Origin of the sequence: Kitasatospora sp. CB01950, assembly GCF_001905465.1 — a bacterium.
GTDB lineage: Bacteria > Actinomycetota > Actinomycetes > Streptomycetales > Streptomycetaceae > Kitasatospora.
This window is the reverse complement of the sequence record NZ_LISX01000011.1, coordinates 81801-104833: the sequence shown is the minus strand read 5'-3', so window position 1 is coordinate 104833 and position 23033 is coordinate 81801. Positions and strand designations below refer to the sequence as shown.

The 23033-nt window shown below is 71.9% G+C and carries 26 protein-coding genes and 1 pseudogene; 13 read left to right on the top strand and 14 right to left on the bottom strand.

Going from position 1 to position 23033, the window contains the following annotated elements:
* Positions 1–37 precede the first annotated feature (37 nt).
* Positions 38–649 (bottom strand): TetR/AcrR family transcriptional regulator, encoded by a 612-nt coding sequence (locus AMK19_RS25470; protein ID WP_073815638.1) that lies wholly within the window; start codon positions 647–649, stop codon positions 38–40.
* A gap of 253 nt (positions 650–902) precedes the next feature.
* On the opposite strand from AMK19_RS25470, the gene AMK19_RS25465 reads away from it, so the two are divergent.
* The 3 genes from AMK19_RS25465 to AMK19_RS25455 all read left to right on the top strand — a co-directional run bounded on the left by AMK19_RS25465 (position 903) and on the right by AMK19_RS25455 (position 3003).
* Complete coding sequence (locus tag AMK19_RS25465; RefSeq protein WP_073815636.1) at positions 903–1421, top strand: MarR family winged helix-turn-helix transcriptional regulator; 519 nt, start codon at positions 903–905, stop codon at positions 1419–1421.
* Positions 1422–1577: 156 nt separating this feature from the next.
* Positions 1578–2042 (top strand): hypothetical protein, encoded by a 465-nt coding sequence (locus tag AMK19_RS25460; protein ID WP_073815634.1) that lies wholly within the window; start codon positions 1578–1580, stop codon positions 2040–2042.
* Between the two features lie 109 nt (positions 2043–2151).
* Positions 2152–3003, top strand: a complete 852-nt coding sequence (locus AMK19_RS25455; protein ID WP_338015814.1) for an NmrA family NAD(P)-binding protein — start codon at positions 2152–2154, stop codon at positions 3001–3003.
* 149 nt (positions 3004–3152) lie between these two features.
* Here the strand turns inward: AMK19_RS25455 and AMK19_RS37490 are convergent, their stop codons facing one another.
* Positions 3153–4436: a hypothetical protein gene (locus AMK19_RS37490; protein ID WP_241844576.1), complete on the bottom strand. Its 1284-nt coding sequence runs from the start codon at positions 4434–4436 to the stop codon at positions 3153–3155.
* Between the two features lie 437 nt (positions 4437–4873).
* On the opposite strand from AMK19_RS37490, the gene AMK19_RS25445 reads away from it, so the two are divergent.
* Complete coding sequence (locus AMK19_RS25445) at positions 4874–5311, top strand: hypothetical protein (protein ID WP_073815631.1); 438 nt, start codon at positions 4874–4876, stop codon at positions 5309–5311.
* A 131-nt stretch (positions 5312–5442) separates the two neighbouring features.
* Here AMK19_RS25445 and AMK19_RS36120 read toward each other — a convergent pair whose 3' ends face one another.
* Positions 5443–5883, bottom strand: coding sequence for a hypothetical protein (locus tag AMK19_RS36120; protein ID WP_073815629.1), 441 nt, complete (start codon positions 5881–5883; stop codon positions 5443–5445).
* A gap of 115 nt (positions 5884–5998) precedes the next feature.
* On the bottom strand, positions 5999–6433 hold the full coding sequence (locus AMK19_RS25435) for a hypothetical protein (protein WP_143200388.1): 435 nt from the start codon (positions 6431–6433) through the stop codon (positions 5999–6001).
* A gap of 176 nt (positions 6434–6609) precedes the next feature.
* On the opposite strand from AMK19_RS25435, the gene AMK19_RS25430 reads away from it, so the two are divergent.
* Complete coding sequence (locus AMK19_RS25430) at positions 6610–7560, top strand: beta-ketoacyl-ACP synthase III (protein WP_073815628.1); 951 nt, start codon at positions 6610–6612, stop codon at positions 7558–7560.
* A 76-nt stretch (positions 7561–7636) separates the two neighbouring features.
* Here the strand turns inward: AMK19_RS25430 and AMK19_RS25425 are convergent, their stop codons facing one another.
* The gene (locus AMK19_RS25425; RefSeq protein WP_073815626.1) at positions 7637–7954 is read right to left on the bottom strand and encodes a hypothetical protein; all 318 of its coding nucleotides are present in this window, start codon (positions 7952–7954) and stop codon (positions 7637–7639) included.
* Between the two features lie 203 nt (positions 7955–8157).
* Between AMK19_RS25425 and AMK19_RS25420 the strand changes: the two genes are divergently transcribed.
* Positions 8158–10650, top strand: coding sequence for a DEAD/DEAH box helicase (locus tag AMK19_RS25420; protein ID WP_443135040.1), 2493 nt, complete (start codon positions 8158–8160; stop codon positions 10648–10650).
* A gap of 123 nt (positions 10651–10773) precedes the next feature.
* Here the strand turns inward: AMK19_RS25420 and AMK19_RS25415 are convergent, their stop codons facing one another.
* From AMK19_RS25415 to AMK19_RS25405, 3 genes are all read right to left on the bottom strand, one after another.
* Entirely contained in the window at positions 10774–11076 is a 303-nt protein-coding gene (locus AMK19_RS25415) for a DUF981 family protein (RefSeq protein ID WP_241844575.1), read from the bottom strand.
* 113 nt (positions 11077–11189) lie between these two features.
* A complete protein-coding gene (locus AMK19_RS25410) occupies positions 11190–11735 on the bottom strand; it encodes a chloramphenicol phosphotransferase CPT family protein (RefSeq protein WP_198953440.1) in 546 nt (181 codons plus the stop codon).
* 48 nt (positions 11736–11783) lie between these two features.
* Entirely contained in the window at positions 11784–12656 is an 873-nt protein-coding gene (locus AMK19_RS25405; RefSeq protein WP_073815623.1) for an MBL fold metallo-hydrolase, read from the bottom strand.
* An 801-nt stretch (positions 12657–13457) separates the two neighbouring features.
* On the opposite strand from AMK19_RS25405, the gene AMK19_RS25400 reads away from it, so the two are divergent.
* The 6 genes and pseudogenes from AMK19_RS25400 to AMK19_RS25385 all read left to right on the top strand — a co-directional run bounded on the left by AMK19_RS25400 (position 13458) and on the right by AMK19_RS25385 (position 16101).
* Positions 13458–14066, top strand: a complete 609-nt coding sequence (locus AMK19_RS25400; protein ID WP_073815621.1) for a hypothetical protein — start codon at positions 13458–13460, stop codon at positions 14064–14066.
* A 61-nt stretch (positions 14067–14127) separates the two neighbouring features.
* Entirely contained in the window at positions 14128–14328 is a 201-nt protein-coding gene (locus AMK19_RS25395) for a hypothetical protein (RefSeq protein WP_083647341.1), read from the top strand.
* A 206-nt stretch (positions 14329–14534) separates the two neighbouring features.
* A pseudogene (locus tag AMK19_RS38690) lies at positions 14535–14636 on the top strand (hypothetical protein); the annotation flags it as partial.
* Between the two features lie 121 nt (positions 14637–14757).
* Positions 14758–15507, top strand: a complete 750-nt coding sequence (locus AMK19_RS34555; RefSeq protein WP_338015816.1) for a recombinase family protein — start codon at positions 14758–14760, stop codon at positions 15505–15507.
* Positions 15504–15659: a hypothetical protein gene (locus tag AMK19_RS36115; RefSeq protein WP_158071944.1), complete on the top strand. Its 156-nt coding sequence runs from the start codon at positions 15504–15506 to the stop codon at positions 15657–15659. The genes AMK19_RS34555 and AMK19_RS36115 overlap by 4 nt, the downstream gene beginning before the upstream one ends.
* Positions 15660–15741: 82 nt before the next feature.
* Positions 15742–16101 (top strand): VOC family protein, encoded by a 360-nt coding sequence (locus tag AMK19_RS25385; protein WP_073815618.1) that lies wholly within the window; start codon positions 15742–15744, stop codon positions 16099–16101.
* Between the two features lie 64 nt (positions 16102–16165).
* Here AMK19_RS25385 and AMK19_RS25380 read toward each other — a convergent pair whose 3' ends face one another.
* The 3 genes from AMK19_RS25380 to AMK19_RS38225 form a co-directional block, all read right to left on the bottom strand.
* Positions 16166–17056 (bottom strand): hypothetical protein, encoded by an 891-nt coding sequence (locus AMK19_RS25380; protein ID WP_073815616.1) that lies wholly within the window; start codon positions 17054–17056, stop codon positions 16166–16168.
* Positions 17053–18525 (bottom strand): MBL fold metallo-hydrolase, encoded by a 1473-nt coding sequence (locus tag AMK19_RS25375; RefSeq protein ID WP_073815615.1) that lies wholly within the window; start codon positions 18523–18525, stop codon positions 17053–17055. Before AMK19_RS25375 ends, AMK19_RS25380 begins: the two co-directional genes overlap by 4 nt.
* An 87-nt stretch (positions 18526–18612) precedes the next feature.
* Entirely contained in the window at positions 18613–18747 is a 135-nt protein-coding gene (locus AMK19_RS38225; RefSeq protein WP_274536998.1) for a hypothetical protein, read from the bottom strand.
* Between the two features lie 194 nt (positions 18748–18941).
* Here AMK19_RS38225 and AMK19_RS25370 point away from each other — a divergent pair, with 194 nt between their 5' ends.
* Complete coding sequence (locus AMK19_RS25370; protein ID WP_083647340.1) at positions 18942–20261, top strand: helix-turn-helix domain-containing protein; 1320 nt, start codon at positions 18942–18944, stop codon at positions 20259–20261.
* Here AMK19_RS25370 and AMK19_RS25365 read toward each other — a convergent pair.
* From AMK19_RS25365 to AMK19_RS25355, 3 genes are all read right to left on the bottom strand, one after another.
* Positions 20258–21064, bottom strand: coding sequence for an alpha/beta hydrolase (locus AMK19_RS25365; protein WP_073815613.1), 807 nt, complete (start codon positions 21062–21064; stop codon positions 20258–20260). The genes AMK19_RS25370 and AMK19_RS25365 overlap by 4 nt on opposite strands.
* A gap of 487 nt (positions 21065–21551) precedes the next feature.
* Entirely contained in the window at positions 21552–22079 is a 528-nt protein-coding gene (locus AMK19_RS25360; protein ID WP_073815611.1) for a hypothetical protein, read from the bottom strand.
* Complete coding sequence (locus tag AMK19_RS25355) at positions 22076–23008, bottom strand: class I SAM-dependent methyltransferase (RefSeq protein WP_073815610.1); 933 nt, start codon at positions 23006–23008, stop codon at positions 22076–22078. The genes AMK19_RS25360 and AMK19_RS25355 overlap by 4 nt, the downstream gene beginning before the upstream one ends.
* Between the last annotated feature and the right edge of the window lie 25 nt (positions 23009–23033).

The window sequence follows — 23033 nt, the reverse complement described above, 5'->3', positions numbered from 1 at the left end:
TGGGGAACCCGATCCGATCCCCCGGCCGCGATCCCGCTCAGGCGGCCGACGGCAGGAGGCGGTTCAGGGCGTGGCGGGTGCGGGTGGCAGCGAGGGGGTCGCGGAGGAGTTGGAGGGCCTGATTGAGCGCCAGGTAGATCCCGGTCAGCTCGTGGACGATCTGCTCGGGGTCGGTGTCGGCAGGCAGATGGCCGGCGTCGACGGCGAGGCGGACTTCGCCGGCCAGTCGGCGGCGCCACACCAGCAGCAGGCGGGCGACGTTCTTGCGCACCGGGCCGTCGTGGGCGTCGAACTCGACGGCGGCCGTGGTGAACAGGCAGCCGCCGGGGAAGACCTCGCGGGCGTGCTCCAGGTACGAGATCCAGCTCTCGCAGACGGCGCGCAGCCGCCGCAGTCCGGGCTCGGCGTGCGCGGCCGGTTCCCACACGAGGCTGGTGAAGAGCGCGGACGCCCGTTCCAGGGTGGCGAGTTGGAGGGTCTCCTTGGTGCCGAAGTGGCCCAGTACGCCGGCCTTGCTGAGCCCGAGATCGGTGGCGAGCCGTCCGATGGTGAGCCCTTCGAGCCCGTCCACGGACGCCAGCGCCACGCTCCGGTCGACAATCCGGTCCCGGGTCCGACGCGCCTGGGCCACGGTGCTGCGCGGGCTCATCGCTCCCTCTCGGTCGGACAGTACGGTCCGCGCATCCTACGTGGTGACCGGCCTGACGTGCGGCGCAGGCATCACCGGCCATCAGCCGCCTCGGCCGCCACCCGACCGGAGGACCCCGACGCCCGCCCCGTCGACGCTTCGCCCGACCAGGATCCCGCCCTGCGAGGCGCCGGCCGGCCAGGAGCCGTCGGGTGCCATTGACCTGAGGCCGAGCACCTTGACGGCCAAAGTCATTAGCTGCCATATTACTTGCATGACAAGGGACGAGGCCGACAGCGAACAGCCCACACTGGAGCAGGCCGGACGGCAGCTGCGGCACTACGGCCTGGAGATGGACCCGCAGGCGGTACTGGTCGCGGTGCGGCTGATCTCCGCGGGCGCGAGGGTCGGCCGGGCGGCCGAGGCCCACTTCGCCAGGTTCGGGCTGTCGACGGGCCGCTACCGGCTGCTCGCGGACCTCGAAGGCCACGGGGGCGAGAAGTCCCCCTCACAACTTGCGGCCGACCTCGATGTCTCCAGGGCCACGGTCACCGGCCTGCTGGACGGCCTGGAGCGCGAGGGCCTGATCGCCAGGCGTCCGTCCACCGAGGACGGACGCGGCACGGTCGCGATCCTGACCGCGCGCGGCGCACAGCGCCTGCGCGACATGGCGCCCGAGCATTTCGGGCGACTGGAGGCGATGGTCGCGGGGCTCACCGCCGAGGAGCGCGCAACGTTCCTGGACCTGCTCGCGCGCGTCGTGCGCGGCAGCTCGGCCCTGACCGCCGACTGACCCGGCCGACCGCCGGGCTCGGGCTCCCGTCCCGTGGATGGGAGCCCTTTTCACCAGGCAGTAATTAGCCAACTAATTACCTTGCGGGAGAGGCCCGTCGACGCCCCACCCGCACCCTTTCGCCTTTCGGAACTCCAACGAGATGAAGAGGCCAAGATGCCCGCAACGAACGACAGAACCGGCCCACGCCGGGCGGCCGCCCGGCCGTTCACGCTGTGGCGCGAGGTGGTGACCGCCTACGCCGCCCCCGCCCTGATGGCGGGTACCGCGGGAGTCGTCACCGGACAGGCGGATCTGACAGTGGCGGCCTGCACCTCCATCGCCGGTACTTCCGCGGTGGTGGCGTTCCTGGTCGGTACCTGGCTTCGGCACAGCGGGCAGCCGCGACGCTGGACCACGACCCTGCCGCGCCTCGTCCTGACCGCGCTGCTTGTCAGCGCGGCCACCGGTGTGGCGGCAGCGCTGGGATGGTTCGCCGCCGAGTGGCTGCCGGCCCGCACCTCGCTCCACGCCGCCCCCTGGCTGCGGCGTCTGCGCATCGACCTGCCCGTCTCCGCCGTCCTCGCCACCACCATCGTCACCCTGCGCTGGCGCGGCACCCTCGCGAAAGCCCGGCCGTGACCGGCCCCGACACCCGGGCACCGGCGCCCGGACGCACCGAACCCACCCCGGCAGCACCGGCTGCCGCAGACGCCACCAAGCACCGAGGAGACACCCGATGATCGTCGTCATGGGAGCGACCGGAACCACCGGGACCGCCCTGCTCCACAGCCTGCGCGCCCTCGACGTCCCCGTCCGCGCCCTCACCCGCACCCCGCACCGACTGCTCCCCGACACCACAGGCCCGCACGACCGGCGCGTCGAGGTCCGGTACGCCGACGCCGACGACCCCGACTCGCTGCGCACGGCCTTCTCCGGCGCCGACCAGCTCTTCCTTGCCATGGCCAACAGCCCCGCACAGGTCGAACTCGAAACCCGTGTCATCGACATCGCCGCCCACAGCGGAATCGGACACATCGTCAAGCTCTCCGCCCCCGCCGCCGAGCCCGAGGCACCCGTCGCGATATCCCGCGGACACCACGCCGTCGAGGAACACCTGCACGCCTCCGGACTCACCGGCACCGTCCTGCGCCCCTACGCATTCATGCAGAACCTGCTGCGCCTCGCGCCCACCGTGGCCCAGGGTCTCGTCCTCGGCGCCATGGGGGACGCGCCCTGCAACTACATCGACTGCCGCGACATCGGCGACATCGCGGCCGCCGTGCTCACCCGGCGCCACCTCGCCGGCGGAACCTACACGCTGACCGGACCGGAAGCCGTCTCCCACCCCGACCTCGCCGCCCGGCTGACCGAACTGACCGGCCGCCGGATCCAGTACATCGACCTCGCTCCGGACGAGCTGCGCGACAACCTCATCCACCAGGCCGGCATGCCCGCCTGGCTCGCCGACCACGTCGTGGAGATCCAGCAACTCGCCATCGCCCGACCCGAGTTCCCTACCAGCACCGTCACCGACATCCTCGGCCGGCCGCCCCGCACCCTCGACGCCTTCCTGAACGAACACCGCGCCCGCTTCCGGTGATTCAGGTTGCTTCGGCGCGTTCGGAAATGGCTCATCGAGTGCTGCCGGAGCTCTCCCCGGCCCCCGAACGCACCGGGGGCCGGCTCCGTACCGCCCGCGCCGCCCGCGCCGTACGTCGTCGTCGTCACACCGGCGCGCCCGCCAACTCCCTACGCCAACGCCGCTGTTGTGCGGAAGAGCGGTTCCAGCGGCTCGCCCTCCCCGCCGAGGACGAGGCACGTCCCGGCGACCGGCCCCCGGGAGAGTTCGGCGAGGCGGGCGAGGGCCGTCGCCTCGGCGGGCAGCGCAGTCGGGTCGAGGCCGAGGGCCCGGGCGGCGCGGTCGCGGCGGGCGTCGAGGTCGGGGATGTCCGCGCGGTAGTCGGCGGCGGCGCTCCCGAGCCCGTCGAGCGCGCCTCCGCGCACCTCTCCCCACCACGGCACTGCGAGGCACAGGCGCACCAGTTCGGGCAGTCCGACGGCGAGCAGCCCGGCCTCCCCGTCGAGGCTCACGTACACCACCGGACGCTCCTCGCCGCCCTCGCCGACGAAGCAGTACGCGTCCCCGGTGGCCGCCCGCGCGAACTGCTCCAGCCGGGCCCCGGACGCGAGCCGGATCCCGTCCTCCAGCTCGTGGTCGTCCGGGCTCGTCGCGTCGAGGTCCGCGACGGCGGCGAAGAACGCGACGACGTCCTCGTCACCGGCCAGCAGAGGCAGCAGGGGCAGCAGCGACTCCGACGAGAGCGCTTCGCGCAGCTCCGCCCGCAGGCGCGTCGAGGTGTCGACGGGCAGACCAAGGTTGGCGTAGCGGAGCTCGTTCGAGAACCCCGCGATCAGGTCGAGGTCGCGCAGCTGCCGCCGCAGTTCGGCGGACATCGCCTCGTCCTGGTCGGCGTCGAAGACTTCGACCGTCTCGGACAGTTGCTCCAGGTGCAGTTCGACGGCCTCCAGCGCCCGGCCGCTGGTCCACCTCGCGTACTTCCGGCAGCCGAACAGGTAGGCGTGCGCCGCGTACAGCGCGGCCGCCGCGGCGGACTCGTCGGCGTCGTCCGGGCCGTGCTGGCCCTCGTTGTGGCAGTACTCGCTGAGCATGTACTCGGCGACGCCGCGGTTGATCGCCGCGAAGGCCGTCGAGTCGCCGAGCACGCCCTCCCACACGGCGTCCAGCAGCGGCCGCAGACTCAGCGTGAACGGCGCCCGCTCCCCCTCGGGCAGGGTCTCGTGCCGACGCATCAGCCGCTCCGCGACGCCCGCCGCGAAGACCTGCCGCTCCTCCGACGACACCGACCTCAGCCGCTCCGCCACCACCGCGTCGAGTTCCTGCCACGTGTCCATTCGAGCCGCCCACGAGTCCGCCACACCGACGCGCCCCGCGCCGACCACGACGATCATGCCCGCCACCACCGACAACTCGCGGCCGGTCAGGGCCCACCCCCGGATCCGCTGAGCGGCCACGCCAGGTGGCGCGGCAGGCGGCGGTTTCGAACCGGCGCCCGCCCGGGGATCGCAGACGGTCCCGGCAGGCGCGCCCGGATGCTTCGCGCCGTCCCGCCGAACGACGGTCGGCCGAAGTGACCCGTCTCAACGAACCTTGGCGCGTCTCAGGGAAGTGTGACCACCGGCGTTCGCGTCGGTCGCTGCGCGCTGCCTGTCGGCCACCGGGTTGGAGCCCTGGTGACGGGGTACGGCACACAGGTGACGGGGCCGGCGGTTCCCGTCGCCGAGCGGAGCGGGAAAACGCTGGCCCACCGCCGAACGGGCCGGGTAGGTTCGCGCGGTGAACCACACCGACACCGCAGTCGACGGAGGTCGGGAATGGCCGCGACGTACGATCGCACTGAGGGCGAAGCGCCAGGCCGAGATTCCGGCACCGGCGTGCGGGAGGGATCAGGATGTTCGGTTCGAGTAAGAAGCTCAACGACATGATGGCGCAGCTCAGGCCCGACCTGAGCCGGGAATCGCTCGGCGTCGGGCCCGACTTCCCGGGCATCGCCCCGAACCCGTTCCTGAGCAGTGATGCACGGAAGCGCAATGCGGAACTGCGTACGGGGGCGCTTGCGCTCGGCGTTCTCGTCGACTGGCGGGAGGTCAACAGCAATCCACGCGTGGCCCTGATGTTCGACGTGGAGACCGCCGACGGCATCTCGTTCCGCGGTATCGCAGACGAAGGCCTCACGATCACCGAGCTCACCCGACTCGCCCCAGGACAGACGTTTCCCGTGCGCTACCGGCCGGCCGTCATGGACCACTACGTCGCCCTTGCCCGGGACGCGGACCCTGCCCACGTGCAACAGCTCTCTGACGCGATCGCGCGCCGCAAGCGGACCTGACCCGAAGCCATTGACCGAACCCCCAAGGCGCGTCCGGCAAGGTTGAGCGGTCTCGTGGCGGCAGGCTCGGTCCCAATGAAACCTTGACCAGTCTCAACGAGGTTTGACCGGCTCCCGCTCCGGGGCCGGGGTCAGTCCGCAGGACAGCCCCAGTAGCCGACCTCAGCCGGCCGGTCCTCGCGATAGAGCACCGTGCAGCGGCCCTCCCCACGCCCGATCGGATCAAGCAACCGGCGCTGTGCGGCATCCCACTGCTCGCGGGTCGGACGGCCGTCGGGCGCCCAGGCCACGACCTCGTTCCGGGACAAGGGCCGCATCACGAAGGGAACTTCGTCCTCGGTGACGACCAACTCGTAGAAGTCGAGCACCGTACCGGTGCCCCCGGTCGCGATGTACTCCTGCCACGCTTCGTCCTGCCACAACTCGACGATGCCAAGCCCCGGAAAACCCCGATCGTCCTGCACCAGCTCCAGGGCCTGGGCCTGGGCCTGGGCCTGGGCCTGGGCCTGCCGAAACGCCGCTGCCAGGTCCTCCTGGTACGGCCCGGTCATCGTCCACTCGTTGCCACCCACTGCAACCCCTCCCCGATCGCCGCCCTTCGGCTTCGCCGCAGGTTGGCCACCCTCCCCGACAAGATCGACTGTGACCATGCCGTGGATGTCCCGTCTCATCGAACTTTGACGAGTCTCAGGGAAGTTCGACCGGTTGGTACAGCTGCCCGTCATGGCTGATGCGCAGCGACTGGTTGGCGTACTGCCAGGCGATGCTGTGCCTGCTCAGCGCCCATGCCTCGGACCCGTTCCGGGCCTTCTCCACCCAACTCCGGAGCTCGGGCAGCGCCTGCTCGCGCAGGATCCGACGGGCAGCGGCCCGCTCACCGCTCGGGACGGGGCCGACGGTGATCCAGACACTCGACCACCACTCGGGAGGAAGACCGGCGCCGTAGTTCGAGCCGATCGGCGGCACCCAGTCGGCCTTGAGGATCGCCCCGTCCGTCCAGCGGCGGTCGAAGAAGCTGAGATGGAGGGCCTGGGAGCGCGTCTCATCGAGGACGGAGCATATGTCCGTCGAGGTGAGCGGCCACGACAGGTGCCGCGGCAGGCGGCGGTTACGAGCTGGCACGCGCACGAGGATCGCAGACCACCTGGTCAGGGCTCCAGGGTATTTCGGTCCAAAGGATCGCCGCGCAGCGCGGTCGGCCTGCGGGTGGGCGTTTAGCTTCCGATCGGTCGGTTGCTATATTCGCGACCGTTGCCTCCGGCACCGGCCGGTGGCCGCTGTCGCGGAAGGGAACTGCCATGCCCGGAGTCCGTATCGCCGGTCTCGGTCATCACCAGCCCAGCAGGGTGCTGACCAATGACGAGCTGGCGACCATGGTGGACACCGACGACGAGTGGATCCGCCGGCGGACGGGCATCGTCACGCGGCGGATCGCCGCGCCGGACGAGTCGGTGACGGACCTCGCCGCGGTGGCCGCCGCGAAGGCGCTGGCGGCGTCGGGCCTGGACCCGGCGGAGATCGGGCAGATCACGGTGGCGACGTGCAGCGCGATGGACCGCTGCCCGTCGATCGCGGCGCAGGTCGCGGCGCGCCTGGGCATTCCGTCCGCCGTCGCGTTCGACGTGAACAACGGCTGCGCGGGTTTCTGCACCTCCCTCTCGCTGGCCGACCACTCGCTGCGGGCGGGCGCGGCCCGGCACGCGCTGGTGATCGGCGCGGAGAAGATGTCGGACGTCACCGACTGGACGGACCGCCGCAGTTGCATCCTGCTGGGCGACGGCGCGGGCGCGGCGGTGCTGTCGGCGACCGACGGCGAGAGCGCCGGGGTCGGGCCGGTGGTGTGGGGGTCGGACCCGTCGCGGGCGAGCGCGGTGCGGCTGCTGGGCGACTGGCACCCGCGGTTCGAGCAGGACGGGCAGGCGGTGTTCCGCTGGGCGACCACGGAGCTGCCGGCGCTGGCCGAGCAGGCGTGCCGGGCGGCGGGCCTGAGCCCGGCCGAGCTGGACGGGGTGGTGACGCACCAGGCGAACCTGCGGATCATCGAGTCGCTGGTGCAGAAGCTCGGCCTGTCCGAGGACGCGGTGGTCGCCCGGGACGTGGTGGACTCCGGCAACACCTCGGCGGCGTCCGTCCCACTGGCGCTGGCGAAGCTCGTGGAGCGCGGTGAACTGGCGTCCGGCGCAAGGGTGTTGCTGTTCGCCTTCGGCGGCGGCCTGTCCTGGGCGGGCCAGGTCGTCACCTGCCCCTGAGCCACCCCCGGCAGGTCGCGGCGGCCCGTCCCGGGCGGGCCGGGTCGTCACCTGCGCCCGACCCGCCGCCGGCAGGTCAGCTCCCGTCGGTGCAGGTGATGGTGAGGCGGATGGCGGCGGGCGGCGGCGGGGAGCCGTCGTAAGGGGCGATCCACGCGCCGACGCCGGTGGAGCCGACGGCGGTGGTGCGCACCCGCTGGCCGGGGCCCAGCGGGGTACCGTCGCCGTCGGTCACGTGCACGTCGGTGGGGCTGATGTTGTCGGGGCAGATCGCGATGACGCCGCTCGGGGCGCCCGTCGCCGTCACGGTCTCGGCGAACGCCGCGGCCGGGCCTGCCGCGACCGCCACCACCAGGGCTGCGGCCAGGCCGGTGCCGACGAGTTGTCTGCGCATGGATGTCCTTCCGTCGGGTCGGGCCGCCCCCGGAGGTTTCGGGGCGGGCGAACCCGATCGTTCCCGTCACGCACGGCGATCGGGCGGCGACACACCGAAGCCGCCGGGCGGTCCGGCGGTCACAAGAAAGGACCGTGCGGGGGCGAGCTTTGCCCATGGTCGTGCCGGGCGGGCAAGATAGCGGGGTGACCCTCCTGGACCTGATGCCGAAACCCGCCACGCCCGACTCGCTGTTCGAGACCTTCGCCGAGTGGGCGTCGGATCGCGGCATCACCCTCTACCCCGCCCAGGAGGAGGCGCTGATCGAGCTGGTCTCCGGGAACAACGTGATCCTGGCGACGCCGACCGGCTCCGGCAAGTCCCTGGTCGCGGCGGGCGCGCACTTCGCCGCGCTGGCCGAGGGCAAGCGGACGTTCTACACGGCGCCGATCAAGGCGCTGGTGTCGGAGAAGTTCTTCGACCTGTGCAAGATCTTCGGCACCGAGCAGGTCGGCATGATGACCGGCGACGCCTCGGTGAACCCGACCGCGCCGATCATCTGCTGCACCGCCGAGGTACTGGCGCAGATCGCGCTGCACGACGGCCCGCGCGCCGACATCGGCCAGGTCGTGATGGACGAGTTCCACTTCTACGCGGAGCCGGACCGCGGCTGGGCGTGGCAGATCCCGCTGCTCGAACTCTCGCACGCGCAGTTCCTGTTGATGTCGGCGACCCTCGGCGACGTCCGCCGCTTCGAGGAGGACCTGACCCGCCGCACCGGCCGCCCGACCGTGGCGGTGCGTTCGGTGACCCGCCCGGTGCCGCTGTTCTACGAGTACCGCCGCACCTCGCTCCACGACACGCTGGAGGAGCTGCTGAACACCGGTCAGGCGCCGGTGTACGTCGTCCACTTCACGCAGAAGGAGGCGGTGGAGCGGGCGCAGTCGCTGATGAGCATCAACATGTGCTCGAAGCAGGAGAAGGACGCGATCGCCGATCTGATCGGCAACTTCCGTTTCACCACCAAGTTCGGTCGCAATCTGTCGCGTTATGTCCGGCACGGGATCGGCGTGCACCACGCCGGCATGCTGCCGAAGTACCGCCGTCTGGTGGAGCGCCTCGCGCAGGCCGGTCTGCTGAAGGTGATCTGCGGCACCGACACCCTGGGCGTCGGCGTCAACGTGCCGATCCGCACGGTGCTGTTCACGGCGCTGTCCAAGTACGACGGGCAGCGGGTGCGGATCCTGCGGGCCCGCGAGTTCCACCAGATCGCCGGTCGCGCGGGCCGCGCCGGGTTCGACACCGTCGGCCAGGTGGTGGCGCAGGCGCCGGAGCACGTGGTGGAGAACGACCGGGCGCTGGCGAAGGCCGGCGACGACCCGAAGAAGCGCAAGAAGGTCGTCCGCAAGAAGGCCCCGGACGGGTTCGTCTCGTGGACCGAGGAGACCTTCGAGCGGCTGATCGGCGCCGACCCGGAGCCGCTGGTGTCCCGGTTCAAGGTCAGCCACGCCATGCTGCTGTCCGTCATCGGCCGCCCGGGCAACGCGTTCGAGGCGATGCGCAAGCTGCTCACCGACAACCACGAGGACCGCCCGGCGCAGCGCCGCCACATCCGGACCGCGATCGCCATCTACCGTTCGCTGCTGGAGGGCGGCGTGGTGGAGCAGCTCGACCAGCCGGACTCCGAGGGCCGCACGGTGCGTCTGACCCTGGACCTGCAGGAGAACTTCGCGCTGAACCAGCCGCTGTCCACCTTCGCGCTGGCCGCGTTCGACCTGCTCGACCCGGAGTCGCCGTCCTACTCCCTGGACGTCGTCTCGGTGGTCGAGGCGACGCTCGACGACCCGCGGCAGATCCTCGCCTCGCAGGAGAACAAGGCGCGCGGCGAGGCCGTGGCGGAGATGAAGCGCGACGGCATCGAGTACGAGGAGCGGATGAACCGGCTCCAGGAGATCACGTACCCGAAGCCGCTGGAGGAGCAGCTAGGCCACGCCTACGACGTGTACCGGCGGGCGCACCCGTGGATCGGCGACCACCCGCTGCGTCCGAAGTCGGTGGTCCGCGACCTGTACGAGCGGGCCATGACGTTCACCGACTACGTGGGCTTCTACGAGCTGGCGCGCACCGAGGGCATCGTGCTGCGCTACCTGGCGGGCGCGTTCAAGGCGCTGGAGCAGACCGTCCCGGACGACATCAAGACCGATGACCTGAAGGACGTCATCGCCTGGCTGGGCGAGCTGGTCCGGCAGGTCGACTCCTCGCTGCTGGACGAGTGGGAGGCGCTGGCCAACCCGACCGAGCCGGAGGCCGGCGAGGTCCGCCTCGACGACAAGCCGGCGCCGGTCACCGCGAACTCCCGCGCCTTCCGGGTACTGGTCCGCAACGAGCTGTTCCGCCGGGTCGAGCTGTGCGCGCTGGAGCACTACGACGAGCTGGCCGGGCTGGACGGCGAGGACGGCTGGGACGCGGACCGCTGGGCGGACGCGATGGACGGGTACTGGGAGGAGTACGACGACCTGTTCACCGGCCCGAACGCGCGTGGCCCGAAGATGCTCCTGATCGAGGAGGTCGAGGACGAGGGCCTGTGGCGGGTCCGGCAGATCTTCGACGACCCGAACGGCGACCACGACTGGGGCATCTCCGCCGAGGTCGACCTGTACGGCTCCGACGAGGAGGGCCGCGCCGTCGTCAAGATCACGGCGGTGGGCGCGCACTGACGCCGTGCGCACTGATGCGGTGGGCGCACTGACTCGGTGGGCGCGCGCTGACGCCGTGCGCACTGATGCGGTGGGCGCACGCTGACGCCCGGTGGGCCGTGACGGGGACTCACGGCCCACGGGTCACATGGTGTTGACGATCGGTCCGATGTGGGTGAAGTAGTTCAGCCCGCCGAAGATCAGGAAGGCGAGCCCGGCCAGTCCCCAGACGATCCCGATGGTCGGGCTCAACCAGGTCCTGGGGCGGCGCAGGGCGAACGGGAACAGCAGCGCGCCGATCCCGACCAGGACGTACAGCCCGGACATGAAGCTCGCCTCCAGCCACGGGTAGTTCGCGAACTCCCCGGAGATCGGCTCCTCGGGCGGGGCGGCGAACAGCGTGTACTTCCAGCCCGCGGCGGCGATCCCGAAGCAGGCCGGGCCCATGCCGAGCGGCGGGCATCCGTCCGGTGCCGGCCACCGCCCTCGCCCGCCTCCCTCGCCCGCCTCCCTCCGCAACCGTCCTCGGGAACCGGTCGGGACCCGAGTGGGAGAAGCCGCTACCGGCCCGACCGCGCCAGTCGTTGCACGATGGCGCGGGCGCAGTCGGCGGGCGGGGTGCGGGTGGTGTCGAGCTCCAGGTCGTAGTGGACGCCGAGGTGGACGCGGAGCGCCTGGTCGGCGGCCATGCCCGGGGTGCGGTCGGGGCGGGCGCGCTCGCGGGCGGTCGCCTCGGCGGGGTCGCAGCGGACCCCGGCCCAGAGCACGTCGAGGTCCAACAGTGCTTTGGTCCAACGGAGTTGGGAGTTGCGTCCGGAGAGGAACACGTCGTCGACGATGACCGGTGCGCCGGCCAGGGCGGTGGCGGCGATGCCGGCCATCCAGGCGGCCTCCAGGCGGCGGAAGGTGCCGCCGACGGCGACGGTGCCGTCCCCTCCGAGCTCGATCCCGGCGTCGCCCTGGAGCAGCGCGAGCGGCATCGAGTCGATCAGGCCGTCGATGCCGAAGATCAGCCAGGGTTCCGGCAGTTGGGCCTGGAGCGAGCGCGCGATGCTGCTCTTGCCGCTGCTGGAACCGCCGTTGAGCACGATCACCCGAATGGTCATCGGGACACCGTACCTGCCCGGCGGCACGCGGTGTCGATCACCGGTCGATCACCATTGGTGGGCGGCGAAGTCCACCGGCCCGGACGTCAGTTGGGCGGTGCGGGCGACCAGGTCGCGCAGCTGCTCGGCCATCCGGGCGGGCGCCAGGTGCTTGCGGTCGCCGTGGCCCGGCAGCATCCACTCGAAGTGCAGCAGCGGCGCGACGCGGGCCAGCGAGGCGGCCTGCTCCTCGATGGAGTACCAGGTGACGTGTTCGGCGACGGCCAGCGCCCCGGCGGCGCGCGACCAGTAGATGCTGTCGCCGCTGAAGCAGTACCGGCGGTCGGCGAGGTACAGCACGCTGCCCTCGGTGTGGCCCGGCACGGGGTGGGCGACCACGCCCTCGGCGATCTCCACCGGATCGACGCCGCTCAGCACCCGGTCGGCGTCCGGTGCGGCCGCCAGATCGCCTTCGTGGATCCACAGCCGGGCGCCGAACCGGTCCGCGTAGCGGCGGCCGTGCGCGGCGTGGTCCCGATGGGTGAGCAGGACGTCCGTCACCGGGCCCACCGCCTCGTACCGGGCGGCCAGCGACTCCGACCAGCGCGGCGTGTCGATCATCATCACGGTGCCGCCCGGGCGGCGCAGCAGGTAGGAGTTGGCACCGGCCGTCTGACGCGCATTGTGGCCGCAGAGCAGCACCCGCTCGTCGATGGCCAACGGGAACGGATCGTCCACCGGATCCAGCGGCCCCGAGTGCCGGCGGATCGACCGGGTGTGGCAGGCGAACGCGGCAGCATTCAGCCGCGCCGTCTCCACCGCGTCACGCGGCTGGCGCGCCACCTCCGAACCCCGACCCACCTGCGCAATCAGCCCCGGCGCGAGCTGCCGCGCCACGTCGCACCCGGTGCACCGATCGTCCACGTACCAGTCCTCGCCCATGGCTGCCCCTCCAAGAGAGTTCCGACGTTTCGTCAACAGGCCGGACCAGCCCGGTAGTTCCAGGGTCCCCCGGACGGCGGGCAAAGTGGAAGAGACGCGGATCTTGTGGTTCCCGAAGCAATGCACTCTCACCGGAGACCCGGGCCACAACGGAGCCGCAGGCCCGGCCGCCAGCAGAAGAACGCCAACCTCGACAGCGCCGGAGCACGACGCACCACCGGGCCGGCGCCCGGCATGCGGAGAGGCCGTCCTCACCCCTGCAAGGTGAACGCCAGCCCCCGCTCGAGCGGGGCCAGTTGGCGGCGCGGGCACCGATACCCTCTACTTCCCCGCGGTAACGTCGCACCGCCGTGGCACGGTGCTCCCGCACGTCGCTCCTTGGTACCTGAAGCTCCACCAGCGGCCGGACATGGCAAAGAAGCTGCAAAGCCGCTGGAACGCTGCGGGTCGCGAAGCGTCTTCCCCGCGCGAGCGGGGGTCAGCCCGCCGCTTCCTGGCCGAGGTCGACCATCCGAACGTCTTCCCCGCGCGAGCGGGGGTCAGCCGACCAGCACCCTGGCGCACGAGCGCCTGATGCGGCCCTCCCCGCGTGAGCGGGAATCAGCCGGAATCCTTCACTCGACTTCCTCCCACACGGCCCTCTTCCCTGCTCGAGCGGGGGTCAGCAGGGCACATCTTCACAGCCAATTTGAACGCGTTCAATGTTTTTCATAGAGTGGTCGTGGTCAAGTGGTGGGGGTTCGTACCGTGATCGCCGTTGTGATCCGACGTGGTGTTCGACTGGGAGTCCGAATAGGAGCTGTGCCTGCCGGGCTGGCCGCCTCGTTATGGCTCGGCGCCGCTGTCGCGCAGCTCCTCACGAAGCCGCATGCCCTGCCGGGTCTCTCCCGACTCGCGATCATGGGTGGCGGAAGCCTGGGTGTCGGCGTTCTGGTCGGCGCGATCACCGGTGCAGCACTTGCGCTGTCACCTGAGTGGCTGGCTGGGCGCACTTCGCTGCGAGGACTACTCGCCGGGATTGTCGCCGGGACGACATATCTCGGCGAGACCGTCGTCGTGGCAGTGGCCTCCGACGGCGGATACGGGCCGATACTGCTCACGCTCCTCTCCACTCCCGTGGTTAGCGTCGTGGCGGCGGTGCACAGCGGTGACATCCTGCGACGCGCACACTCACAGAAAGTCAGCATACTGACGCACCACCTGCGCCATCGCCAGCAGGAGCCGTCAGGCCGGCGCCTGTTCGGCAGCCTCCAAGTCCCCAAGGGGGCCAAGCTCCTGAACGACATCATCGACGCCACCGGCGACATCTTCTCGTCGTGGATCGCCCAGGACGCCGAGGATCGGGCCGAGCGGGCCCGCGAGATGGCCGCGTTCGACGACCAGCAGGGGCCGGGCCGCGGCACGATGTGACGGCTGCGGTGACTGCCATAGTGGGCCGCCGATGACGCCCGACGGCCGCAGAGGGTGGGGCGTGCCCATCAGCAGCCCGCCCCACCCGGCCCTCGGCAAACTGGTGCGGGACAAGCGCGACGGCCGCACCGGCACGATCAGCGGCCAACTGGTCGAGCGCGACACCGAGACGGGCAAGCTCCTGCGCCGACGGATCTTCGTCCGGCCGGCCGGAGGCGGGTTCGAGTGGGAGGCCGACGCGGCCGACCTCGAACCCACCTGAACACCCGTGCGACGCTCGTATGGCCGCCGCCAGGGGTCAAGTAGCGCAGAGTCAGGGATATGACGGAACGTCACTCTCGCAAATGAACAGTCGCGAGAGTTCTGCGAGACCCCCGAGATGTGTCCGGTTTGCCCGTGTCTCCACTCGCAAAGAACCTCCCAAAAAAGCTCCGGCGTTCTGCAACGCACCTCTGAGAGACTTCCGGCGTGGATCTGACACCCGATCAGGCCGCATCTGCGGTGGAACATCACGATTGCCCGAAGTGTGAAGTCCCGGCGGACAGTGCGTGCCGGACGATGGGCGGCAAGACGGCGGCGAACTACCGCACCGCCCGGTTCATCCTCGTCCCCAGGCTCCGCGAGGACCTGGAGGTGCTGGTGCCCGCCGATCCGGATCGGGTAGGCGCGTTGCTCGACCGCCGAGCAGGAGCTGGAGAGCCAGCTCGTCGCCCTGGCCGCGGCCGGGTGCGCGAAGGTCTTCCAGGAGAAGATCAGCACACGGATCAAGCACCGGCCGCAGATGGAGGCCGCGCTCGGCCTCGCCCGCCAGTTCAAGGAGGCCGCCCCCGACCAGGTGGTCATCCTGACCGTCCACGAGTTGAAGCGCCTGGCCCGCAACGCCGCCGAGCTCATGCAGATGGCCGCCGACCTTGAGAGGGCGGGCATCCTGCTCGAACTCCTCACCGGCCCGATGACCGGCATCTACGACCCCAACGGCTTCGGCGCGATGTTCTTCGCCGTGCTGGCCGTCGGCGCCCAGCTCGACCGCAACTACATCCGGGAGAAGACCCTGGAGGGCCAGGTGGCCGCCGCCGCGAAGGGCAACCATGGCGGCCGGCCGAAGGTCATCAGCGACGACATGCTCACCTTCGCCCTCGCGCTCAAGGCCAAGGGCGTCCCCGTCTCCGAGATCGCCGGGAAGCTCGTCATCAAGGACGGCAGGAACGCCAGCAAGAACTTCTCCGTCACCTCCGTGTACCGGGCGCTCGCCGAATACCGGGCGCTCGCCGAAGCCGAGGAGAACGCCGCCGCCGAGGACGACCTGCCGCAGCGGTCCGTACCCGCGCGCATCCGCCAGCCCGAAGACCCGCTCACCGCCGAGGAGATCGACCTGCGCGAGCGTCTGGTCGCCCAGCGCACCGTCCTCACCGCCGCCGAGATCGAAGAGGTGCACCCGTGATCCCCGGCCTGCGCCGACTCAAGGTCGGTGCCCTCCAGCTCGGCGCCGACGAGCCCGGCCTGCCCGGACCCCTCGATGCCTGGACCGGCCAGGGCGGCCAGGAGGACGAGCACGACCCGGCCGGCGATGACCCCGCCGAACCGCACTGCTGATGCACCGAGTTCATCCCCTCACGGCTTTCGGGCTCACCCTGGCCGGCCCCCCGAAGGCTGGCAACCCCCTTGGAGGCAGACCGTGTTCAAGAAAGTGACCACCGTGATGACCTTTGCCGTGGACCCCGAGGCGTCGGCCCGGTGGTGGGGTGAGGTCTTGGACGTCCCCGTGAAGCTGGACGTCAGCGACACCGGGGCCGTTTACGCCTGGGTGGAGGTGGGCAAGGTCAAGTTCGGCTTCCACCCCGCCGACGACGAGCGCAACCCGAGGGGCGGCAGTCCGGTCGTGTACTGGGGTGTGGACGACATCGACCAGGTTCGGGAACGGCTGCTGGCGGCCGGCTGCGAGCACCACCGCGGCCCGCTGACGATCGAGCAGGGTCGGCGGATCGCCCAGCTGCGTGACCCGTTCGGCACGATCGTCGGCATCGAGGGCCCGTAGCGGCACGCGAACGCCCGGTGCCCCGCCGACCACCACGGTCGGCGGGGCACCGGGCGTTGTTCGTTCACCGGTCCAGGCCGTGCAGGCTATCCAGTCCGGTGGCCGCTGCGTACGCGCGCAGGGCGGCCTTCAGCGAGCCGGCCGTCCAGCGGGCGCCGCGCGCGGCGGTGGCGTCCAGGTACAGGCCCAGCGCCCGGGCCGGGCCGATGTCGTGCCCGGCCTGCCGCAGGACGGCGGGCAGGGTCACCAAGTCGATCAGCCCGGTCACGTCCGGGCGCACGCTCTCCACGTCGAGCAGGACCAGCTCGCCGTCCGGGCGCCTGCGCAGGTGTTCGGACTTGAGGTCGAGGTGTCCCAGCGGGACCAGGTCGGGGCTGTAGGCGTCCAGGTGTGCGGCCAGCACCTCGTCGTACGCGGGCGGGTCGGTGATCCAGGCGGGGGCCGGGGCGGCGTGCAGAGCCGCGAGGGTGAAGCCGGCCATCGCTTCGGCGGCCTCGCCGGGCAGCCGTAGTGAGGTTGTGTGGATGGCGGCGACCCGCTCGGCCAGCAGCGCGGGCATCGCCGTCCCGGTCCAGTCGGCGGGCTCGGGCAGGTACTCCAGCAGCAGCGACAGCGACTCCTCGGCCTCCGCGTACAGCCGGGCGATGGGCGCGGTCTCGGCCAGCAGCGCGTACGCCAGCGTCTCCCCGGCGTACGCGGCCGGGTCGGCGTGGAGCTTGAGCACCAACGGGACCTCCGGCGGCGGCCGGTGCACCACGAACACCGCGGCGGTGTACCGGGCGCTGACCACGCTGACCCGGCCGTTCACGCCGGGGTGGTCGGCAGAGAGCACCTGGCGGGCGCGGACGAGAAGGTCGACGGGGTCGGAGGGCATCGGGGTGGCCAGCCACCCGGCTGGGCGGATGCGGGCCAGTCCGGTCAGTGCCTGGGCGGCCGTGGCCGGGGCGGTGGTCACCGGGCTCCCGCCCGGGCCGTGATGCCCGCGGCCAGGTTCACGTAGGACAGGGCGGCGAGGTCGGGGCGCTGGTGCTCGCCGTAGATGCCGAAGAAAGCGTAGACGAGGCTGTCGAGGGGGCGGCCGATGTGCCAGCACTCCATCGCGCCGCCGGCCACGTCCCACACCTGCAGCCGCCCCTGGAGCAGGGCCAGGTAGTCCTGGAAGAACATCTCCACGCCGAACGGGTAGGCGGCCATCGCCTCCTCCCGGCCGGTCGCCTCGACCTGGACGAAGCCGGCGGTGGTGACGTCCCAGGCGAACTGACAGAGCTCGCCGCCGGGGCCGTCCTTGAGCCGCAGCACCGCGCGGTGGGGGCCGAGCGGGCCGGAGAGGTACTCGTGGATGCTGCACGCCAGCATCCCGGTGCCGGTGGCCAGCAGCTCGCGGCCCAGCCGCGGCAGCGCGGCCCGGACCTCGGCGAGGGCCTGGTCCTGGTCAACGGGCGGCTCGGCGAGCGGGACCAGCTCGACGGCGCCAGGGTCGGCCAGGAACGCGGCGTGGGCGATGAGCGCCTCGTACTCGAAGTCGTCGTCGATCCGCACCCAGCCGACCTGATCCGACGTCACCTTCTGCGCGGGCAAGGCCGGGACGGTCAGCCGCTCACCCGGACGCGGGCCGTGGACGTGGAAGAGGTGCTGCAGGCCGTTGGCGGCCGAGGCCATCTTCGGGTGATCGGAGTAGAGGAACGGTCCGTGCGGCGAGCCCGGGGGCAGGAAGCCGTTGCCGCACAGCGCCACGTCCGCGACGCCGTCGAGCGGGGCGAGGACCTCCAGCAGCAGCTGGTTGAGCACACTCAGGCCGGCCTTGTGCCGGGTGCCGTCCATGCCGGGCAGCAGGTTGACGGAGGATGCGGGCATGCCGGGCGGCACGATCTGGGAGTTGTTGGAGACGATCGCCATCCGCGGCACGGGCTGGGCGCCTTCGGCGACCTGCTGGAGGTACAGGTCCGAGGGGTCGGCGTCGACCGCGATGAACACCGCTGGGCCGTCGCCGACCCGCAGGCAGGGCTGGACGACGCGGTCCTCCCAGAACAGGGTCCGGGCGCCGGCCGGGTAGAGGGTGACGCGCAGGTCGCCCAGCTCGATCGGGGTGGTGTGGTCGACCCGGCGGACTTCGAAGCCGAGCCTCACGATCGCCTCCTCGACCGGGGCGGGCAGCAGCGGACCGGTGTAGACCGGCGTCTGACGGTCCAACAGGTCCAGGGACGGCAGGTGGAAGTGGTCGAGGTGCTCGTGGGTGAGCACGACGGCGTCCGGGCGGGGCATCAGCCCGGCGTCGATCCGGCGCGGCGGCCACACCCGGCACTCGGCCCGGCCGGGCAGACCGAACGCCTCCGTGAGGACGGGGTCGATCAGGACGCGGTGGTCGGCGCCCTGGACCAGCCAGGTCTGGTGGCCCAAAAACGTCAGCTCCAAGCGGGTGTCCACGGGTTGCCTCCAAGGGGTGTTCGGAACCGGGGGTAGAGAGCCCCGGAGGGCGGGACGGCCCCAGCCGTCCCGCCCTCCGGGAGCACCTCAGTGGTGGTAGGTGTGCGGGGCGGCGGCCAGCGCGCCGGTGCCGACGAGCCGGTTGACCTTGGCCTGGAGCGCGGCGACCTTCTTCGGGTCGAGCGTGACGGCCGGGGCCTTCGCCGGGGTGGTGGTCTTCATGGCGTCCTCCTTGTGTAGAGGGGGTGTTGGGGACTCGGCCGGGTGGGCCGGTCCGGTGCTCGCAGTTCAGCGCCGGGCGCCGCCCGGGTCGAGGCCGGATCACCGGACGCTTCACCGGACACCGTGACGGGTAGGTACCGGCACCTCGCTCACGGTGGCCATGATGGCTACCGTGGTTGTCCTGGAATCCGGGGGTGCCCGTGCCCGAACACGCCTTCGCCAACTGGCGCCTCGTCGCGGCTCGCGTCGAGCGCGGCTGGCACACCCAGGAGGACTTCACCGCCGCGTACGACGACACGGCCCGTGAGCTGGGCGAGCAGGCCAGGATCTCGGTGCGGCAGGTGAGGCGATGGGAGTCGGGTGAGTCGACCTGGCCCAACCGCGACGCGAGACGCGTCCTGGAGGAGATGTTCGGCTGCCCTCTTGAGGACCTCGGCTTTCGACGGCCCGCCCGGCCCACCGGACGGCGCCCGGACGGGAGCGAAGAGAAGCTGGAGGAGCGCGACGTGCGCCGACGGACGTTCCTGGGCCTGGCGGACGCCGCCCCGGTGCTCGACCTTGACGCCCTGGACCACCTCACCGCCGCCGCCCACGGTGCCCGGCGCTACGACGAGGGCGAGCTCCTCGGACACCTGCGGACCGCGCTGGACGACGCCGCCCGCGCCGACGGCTTGGCCGGCCCGCACGAGGCGCTGCCCACCGTGCTGGGCATCCTTGCCGCGATCAACTCCGCCGCCCGCACCACCGCCCCCGGTCTGCGGCGCGAGCTGCTGGTCCTCGGAGCCCGGGGCGCCGAGCTCGCCGCCTGGCTCCACCACGACGCCGGCGCCCCCGCCCCCTCCGTCGCGTACTGGCACCACCAGGCGAAGGAGTGGGCGACACTGACCGGCGACGGCGCCATGCACGCCTATGTCCTGCTCCGCCAGGCCCAAGCCACCGACCGCACCGACGCGGCCCGGATGCTCGACCTCGCCCGCGCCGCCACCACCGGCCCCTGGACGCTGCCGCCACGGCCGCGCGCGGAAGCGTTCCAGCAGCAGGCCCGGGCGCTGGCCCTGACCGGCGCCCGCATCGAGGAGGTGGCCCGCACGCTCGACCAGGCGCACACCGCCCTTGGCCAGGCCGCCCCGCCGAGCGGGCCCGCCAGCTGCACCGGCCCGCTCGGCGACGGCTACACCAACCAGCGCCTCATGGCGCAGAGCGCGATCTGCTACCGAGAAGCCGGCCAGAGCGAACGGGCCGTCAGCCTCTTCGGCGAACACCTCGCCACGGCCGCGTTCGCGCCGCGCGACCGCGCGTTCTTCACCGCCCAGTACTCCGGTGCCCTGGTCGCGGCCGGTGAACCGGACGAGGCCGCCGGCGCCGCGATGGAAGCCCTGGCACTCGCTGCCGGAACCCGCTTCGGGCAGGTCCTGGCCGAGCTCCACCGCACCGCCGCCGACCTCGCGCCATACGCCCACCGACCGGCCGCACGGGAGTTCCGCCAACGCCTCGGCGACCTGGCGGTGACCTAACCCAGGAAGGCGCCGACCTTCCCAATCACTTCACTCTGCCACGCCTGCGACTTGGGGTGCAGGTACTTGGGGTCGTCGTGGACGGCGAAGCCGTGCTGGGCCCCGTCCAGCTCCACCAGCTCCACCGGCCCGCCGAACATCGGCCGGTACCGCCGGGAGGATTCGACCGGCACGAAGGTGTCCGCGGTGCCGTGCACAATCAGCACCGGCGCCCGCACCACGGCCAGGATCGCCGGGGTGTCCAGGTAGAACACCTCGTTCAACAGGGCCCGGTTCAGCTCGAACGGCGACTTCTCCGTGAAGCCCTGCTCCTCCAGCCGCACCGCCATGTCCCCGGACAGGTAGTCCTCCGACCAGCCCGGCCGGGAGGTGACGTACCGCTCCTTGTAGTCCAGCCGCGGGTTCAGCAGCACCAACTTGTCGACCTCATCGGGCCGGTGGGCGGCGTGCAGCGCGGCGGCGCCGCCGGAGAACGACGCGGCGATCACGTGCACCGGGCCCGGACGGCCGGTGTGCGCACGCAGGTGGTCGCAGGCCGCGCGGATGTCGTTGGTCACCGAGGCGATCGTCAGCTCCGACTCCCGCCCGCCGCTGGCCCCGTGCGCCCGCAGGTCGAACCGCAGACTGGTCACCCCTGAGGCGGCCAGGCCGGCGGCCAGGCGCGTGAAGAAGCCGCCCTCCTCCCGGGTCACCCCCGACCCGTGGACCAACACCGCCATCCCGATCGGCGTCTCCGCCGAGCAGACCGTGCCGAACAGCGCGGTACCGTCCAGGGACTGAAACGCCGTCTCGTGATCGACCATAAGCAGATGGTAGCCACCCCACGGGGGCGTCGGGGACGGGGACGACTAGCTAGAGCGCCGAGGCGCGCCTTGCGCCCATGGGGTCATTCACCTACGCGTCACTGTTCCGTGACGCCTGCACAGCATCACCGGCTGCAGACCGGCGGCGGTGCCGCGCGAGCGGTCCCGGTCCGGGACGATGAGGCTGGCGGCCGACCTGCGCTGACGGTCGGCCAGGTCGGTGCCGATTCTGCTGGCGACCTCTTGTGTCCTCCCTGCGCGAGCGGGGGTCAGCCAGCCACCGGCGACCGATTCTCGTTCAACGTCAAGTCCTCCCCGCGCGAGCGGGGGTGTCGGCGTACACGTGAAGGCACGCAACCCGGTACAGGCGAACGTGCACCGGTAGCGGCATCCCAGGCGCGGCTCGGCCTGATGCCTTTCCCCAGGTCCGGCACCGGGCCGGCCGGGAGGCGGGGTGACCTCGCCGCCGAGGTGGTGAGGAGCGCCGTCAGTGCTCGGTGACGGTGTGGGCGGGGCGGTACCAGTGGTGGTGGACGAGGGGCTCGACGGACAGCATGGCTGCGCCCGCCACTGCGCCGACCAGGAGGGAGGCCCAGCCGCCGCCGTTGAGGAGCGCGCCGAGGCAGGCGGCGGCGATGGCGAGTGGGCGCAGGAGGGTGAGCGGGCCGAGTCCGACGACCATGGCGAGGGTGCTGGCGCGGAACGGCAGGAGGAGGTAGGCGGCGAGCGAGAGGAGGACTGCGGTGGCGTAGAGGGTGAGCGGGAGCAGGTAGCCCGAGCCGCCGGCGGTCAGCGCCGCGTAGGCGCGCTGCGGGTCGGCGGCGGTGAGCAGGTGGAGGACGGCGGTCACTGCGGGGGCGAGCAGCAGGACGGTCCCGACGGCCAGTCCGCGCAGGGCGGCACGCGTGTTGGCCCGATGCTTGCGGATGCGGGCGTCGCGGCCGGCATAGGCGCGGAAACCGCTGAACGCCGCGTCGATCACGCCGAGTGCCGCCAGTGGCAGAGCAGGTGTCATCGGGCGGCCTGGACGAGCTGCTCGGGGCCCAGGAGCCGGCGGGAGGAGCGGCCGAGGGCCTGGCGCAGGGGTGCTTCCAGGTGCGGGCGCAGGCCGAGGACCGGGCGCAGGGTGGTGCAGAAGGGGTTGGCGATGCGTCGGGGCTCGTAGAGCAGTGGTCGCATGCCCGAGGCTGCAGCGGTCCGCAGCAGGGTCTCGTCGCTGTGGGCCCGCCGGGCGGAGACGACGCCGTCGTGTCGGCCCAGCGGGTGGCGCATCCGGGCGCGGTGGAACATCCACGCGCCGACGGGGGCGAGGCCGGTCGCGGCGATGTCGTAGTGGCAGAACGCCAGGGCCGGGGACGCTCCCTGGGCTGCGAAGAATTCCGTCAGCGCCGGCTCGGGGAAGTGGTGCAGCACGCCGGTGGACACGTACACGGTGGCGGCCTCCGGCAGCGCGAAGGCATCGCCGTGGACGAAGCGGCAGTTCAGTTCCTCGTCCCGGGCCAGACGCGCCGCCTCGCCGACCAGCGCCGCGTCGAGGTCGACCCCCAGCAGCTCGACGTCCGGAGCAAGGGCGCCGGTGGCCGCCAGCCAACGGACCAGGTAGCCCAGCCCGCAGCCGATGTCGACCAGGCGATACGGCCCCGGCACGCCTGAGGCCCGGATCGCGGTGAACAGCGGGCGGAGCAGGTGGACGAGGCGCTCGCCGATGCGCAGTTCCTCGCTCAGGCGCTGCATCTCGGTGTGCACGCTGATCAGCAGCCGGTCCACGGCGACCCCGTCCAGCACTCCGTCCCGGTCGGCGGGCAGGCCCGCCACGATCCTGGCGGCCCGCGAGTCGCCGTGCGCGCGCAGCCGCTCGACGACCTCGGCACGCCGAACCGGCAGCCGTCGTCCGGTGGCCGGGTCGGCTGCGGTGATCAGGTCGGAGATCTCAAGCGGAGGCACACGGAGCACTTTACGGCGTCGCTGC

Coding starts and splice junctions, on each gene's coding strand:
- AMK19_RS25470 (WP_073815638.1), bottom strand. CDS start 649: ATGAGCCCGCGCAGCACCGTGGCCCAGGCGCGTCGGACCCGGGACCGG.
- AMK19_RS25465 (WP_073815636.1), top strand. CDS start 903: ATGACAAGGGACGAGGCCGACAGCGAACAGCCCACACTGGAGCAGGCC.
- AMK19_RS25460 (WP_073815634.1), top strand. CDS start 1,578: ATGCCCGCAACGAACGACAGAACCGGCCCACGCCGGGCGGCCGCCCGG.
- AMK19_RS25455 (WP_338015814.1), top strand. CDS start 2,152: ATGGGAGCGACCGGAACCACCGGGACCGCCCTGCTCCACAGCCTGCGC.
- AMK19_RS25445 (WP_073815631.1), top strand. CDS start 4,874: ATGTTCGGTTCGAGTAAGAAGCTCAACGACATGATGGCGCAGCTCAGG.
- AMK19_RS25430 (WP_073815628.1), top strand. CDS start 6,610: ATGCCCGGAGTCCGTATCGCCGGTCTCGGTCATCACCAGCCCAGCAGG.
- AMK19_RS25425 (WP_073815626.1), bottom strand. CDS start 7,954: ATGCGCAGACAACTCGTCGGCACCGGCCTGGCCGCAGCCCTGGTGGTG.
- AMK19_RS25420 (WP_443135040.1), top strand. CDS start 8,158: ATGCCGAAACCCGCCACGCCCGACTCGCTGTTCGAGACCTTCGCCGAG.
- AMK19_RS25415 (WP_241844575.1), bottom strand. CDS start 11,076: ATGGGCCCGGCCTGCTTCGGGATCGCCGCCGCGGGCTGGAAGTACACG.
- AMK19_RS25410 (WP_198953440.1), bottom strand. CDS start 11,735: ATGACCATTCGGGTGATCGTGCTCAACGGCGGTTCCAGCAGCGGCAAG.
- AMK19_RS25405 (WP_073815623.1), bottom strand. CDS start 12,656: ATGGGCGAGGACTGGTACGTGGACGATCGGTGCACCGGGTGCGACGTG.
- AMK19_RS38225 (WP_274536998.1), bottom strand. CDS start 18,747: ATGAAGACCACCACCCCGGCGAAGGCCCCGGCCGTCACGCTCGACCCG.
- AMK19_RS25365 (WP_073815613.1), bottom strand. CDS start 21,064: ATGGTCGATCACGAGACGGCGTTTCAGTCCCTGGACGGTACCGCGCTG.
- AMK19_RS25360 (WP_073815611.1), bottom strand. CDS start 22,079: ATGACACCTGCTCTGCCACTGGCGGCACTCGGCGTGATCGACGCGGCG.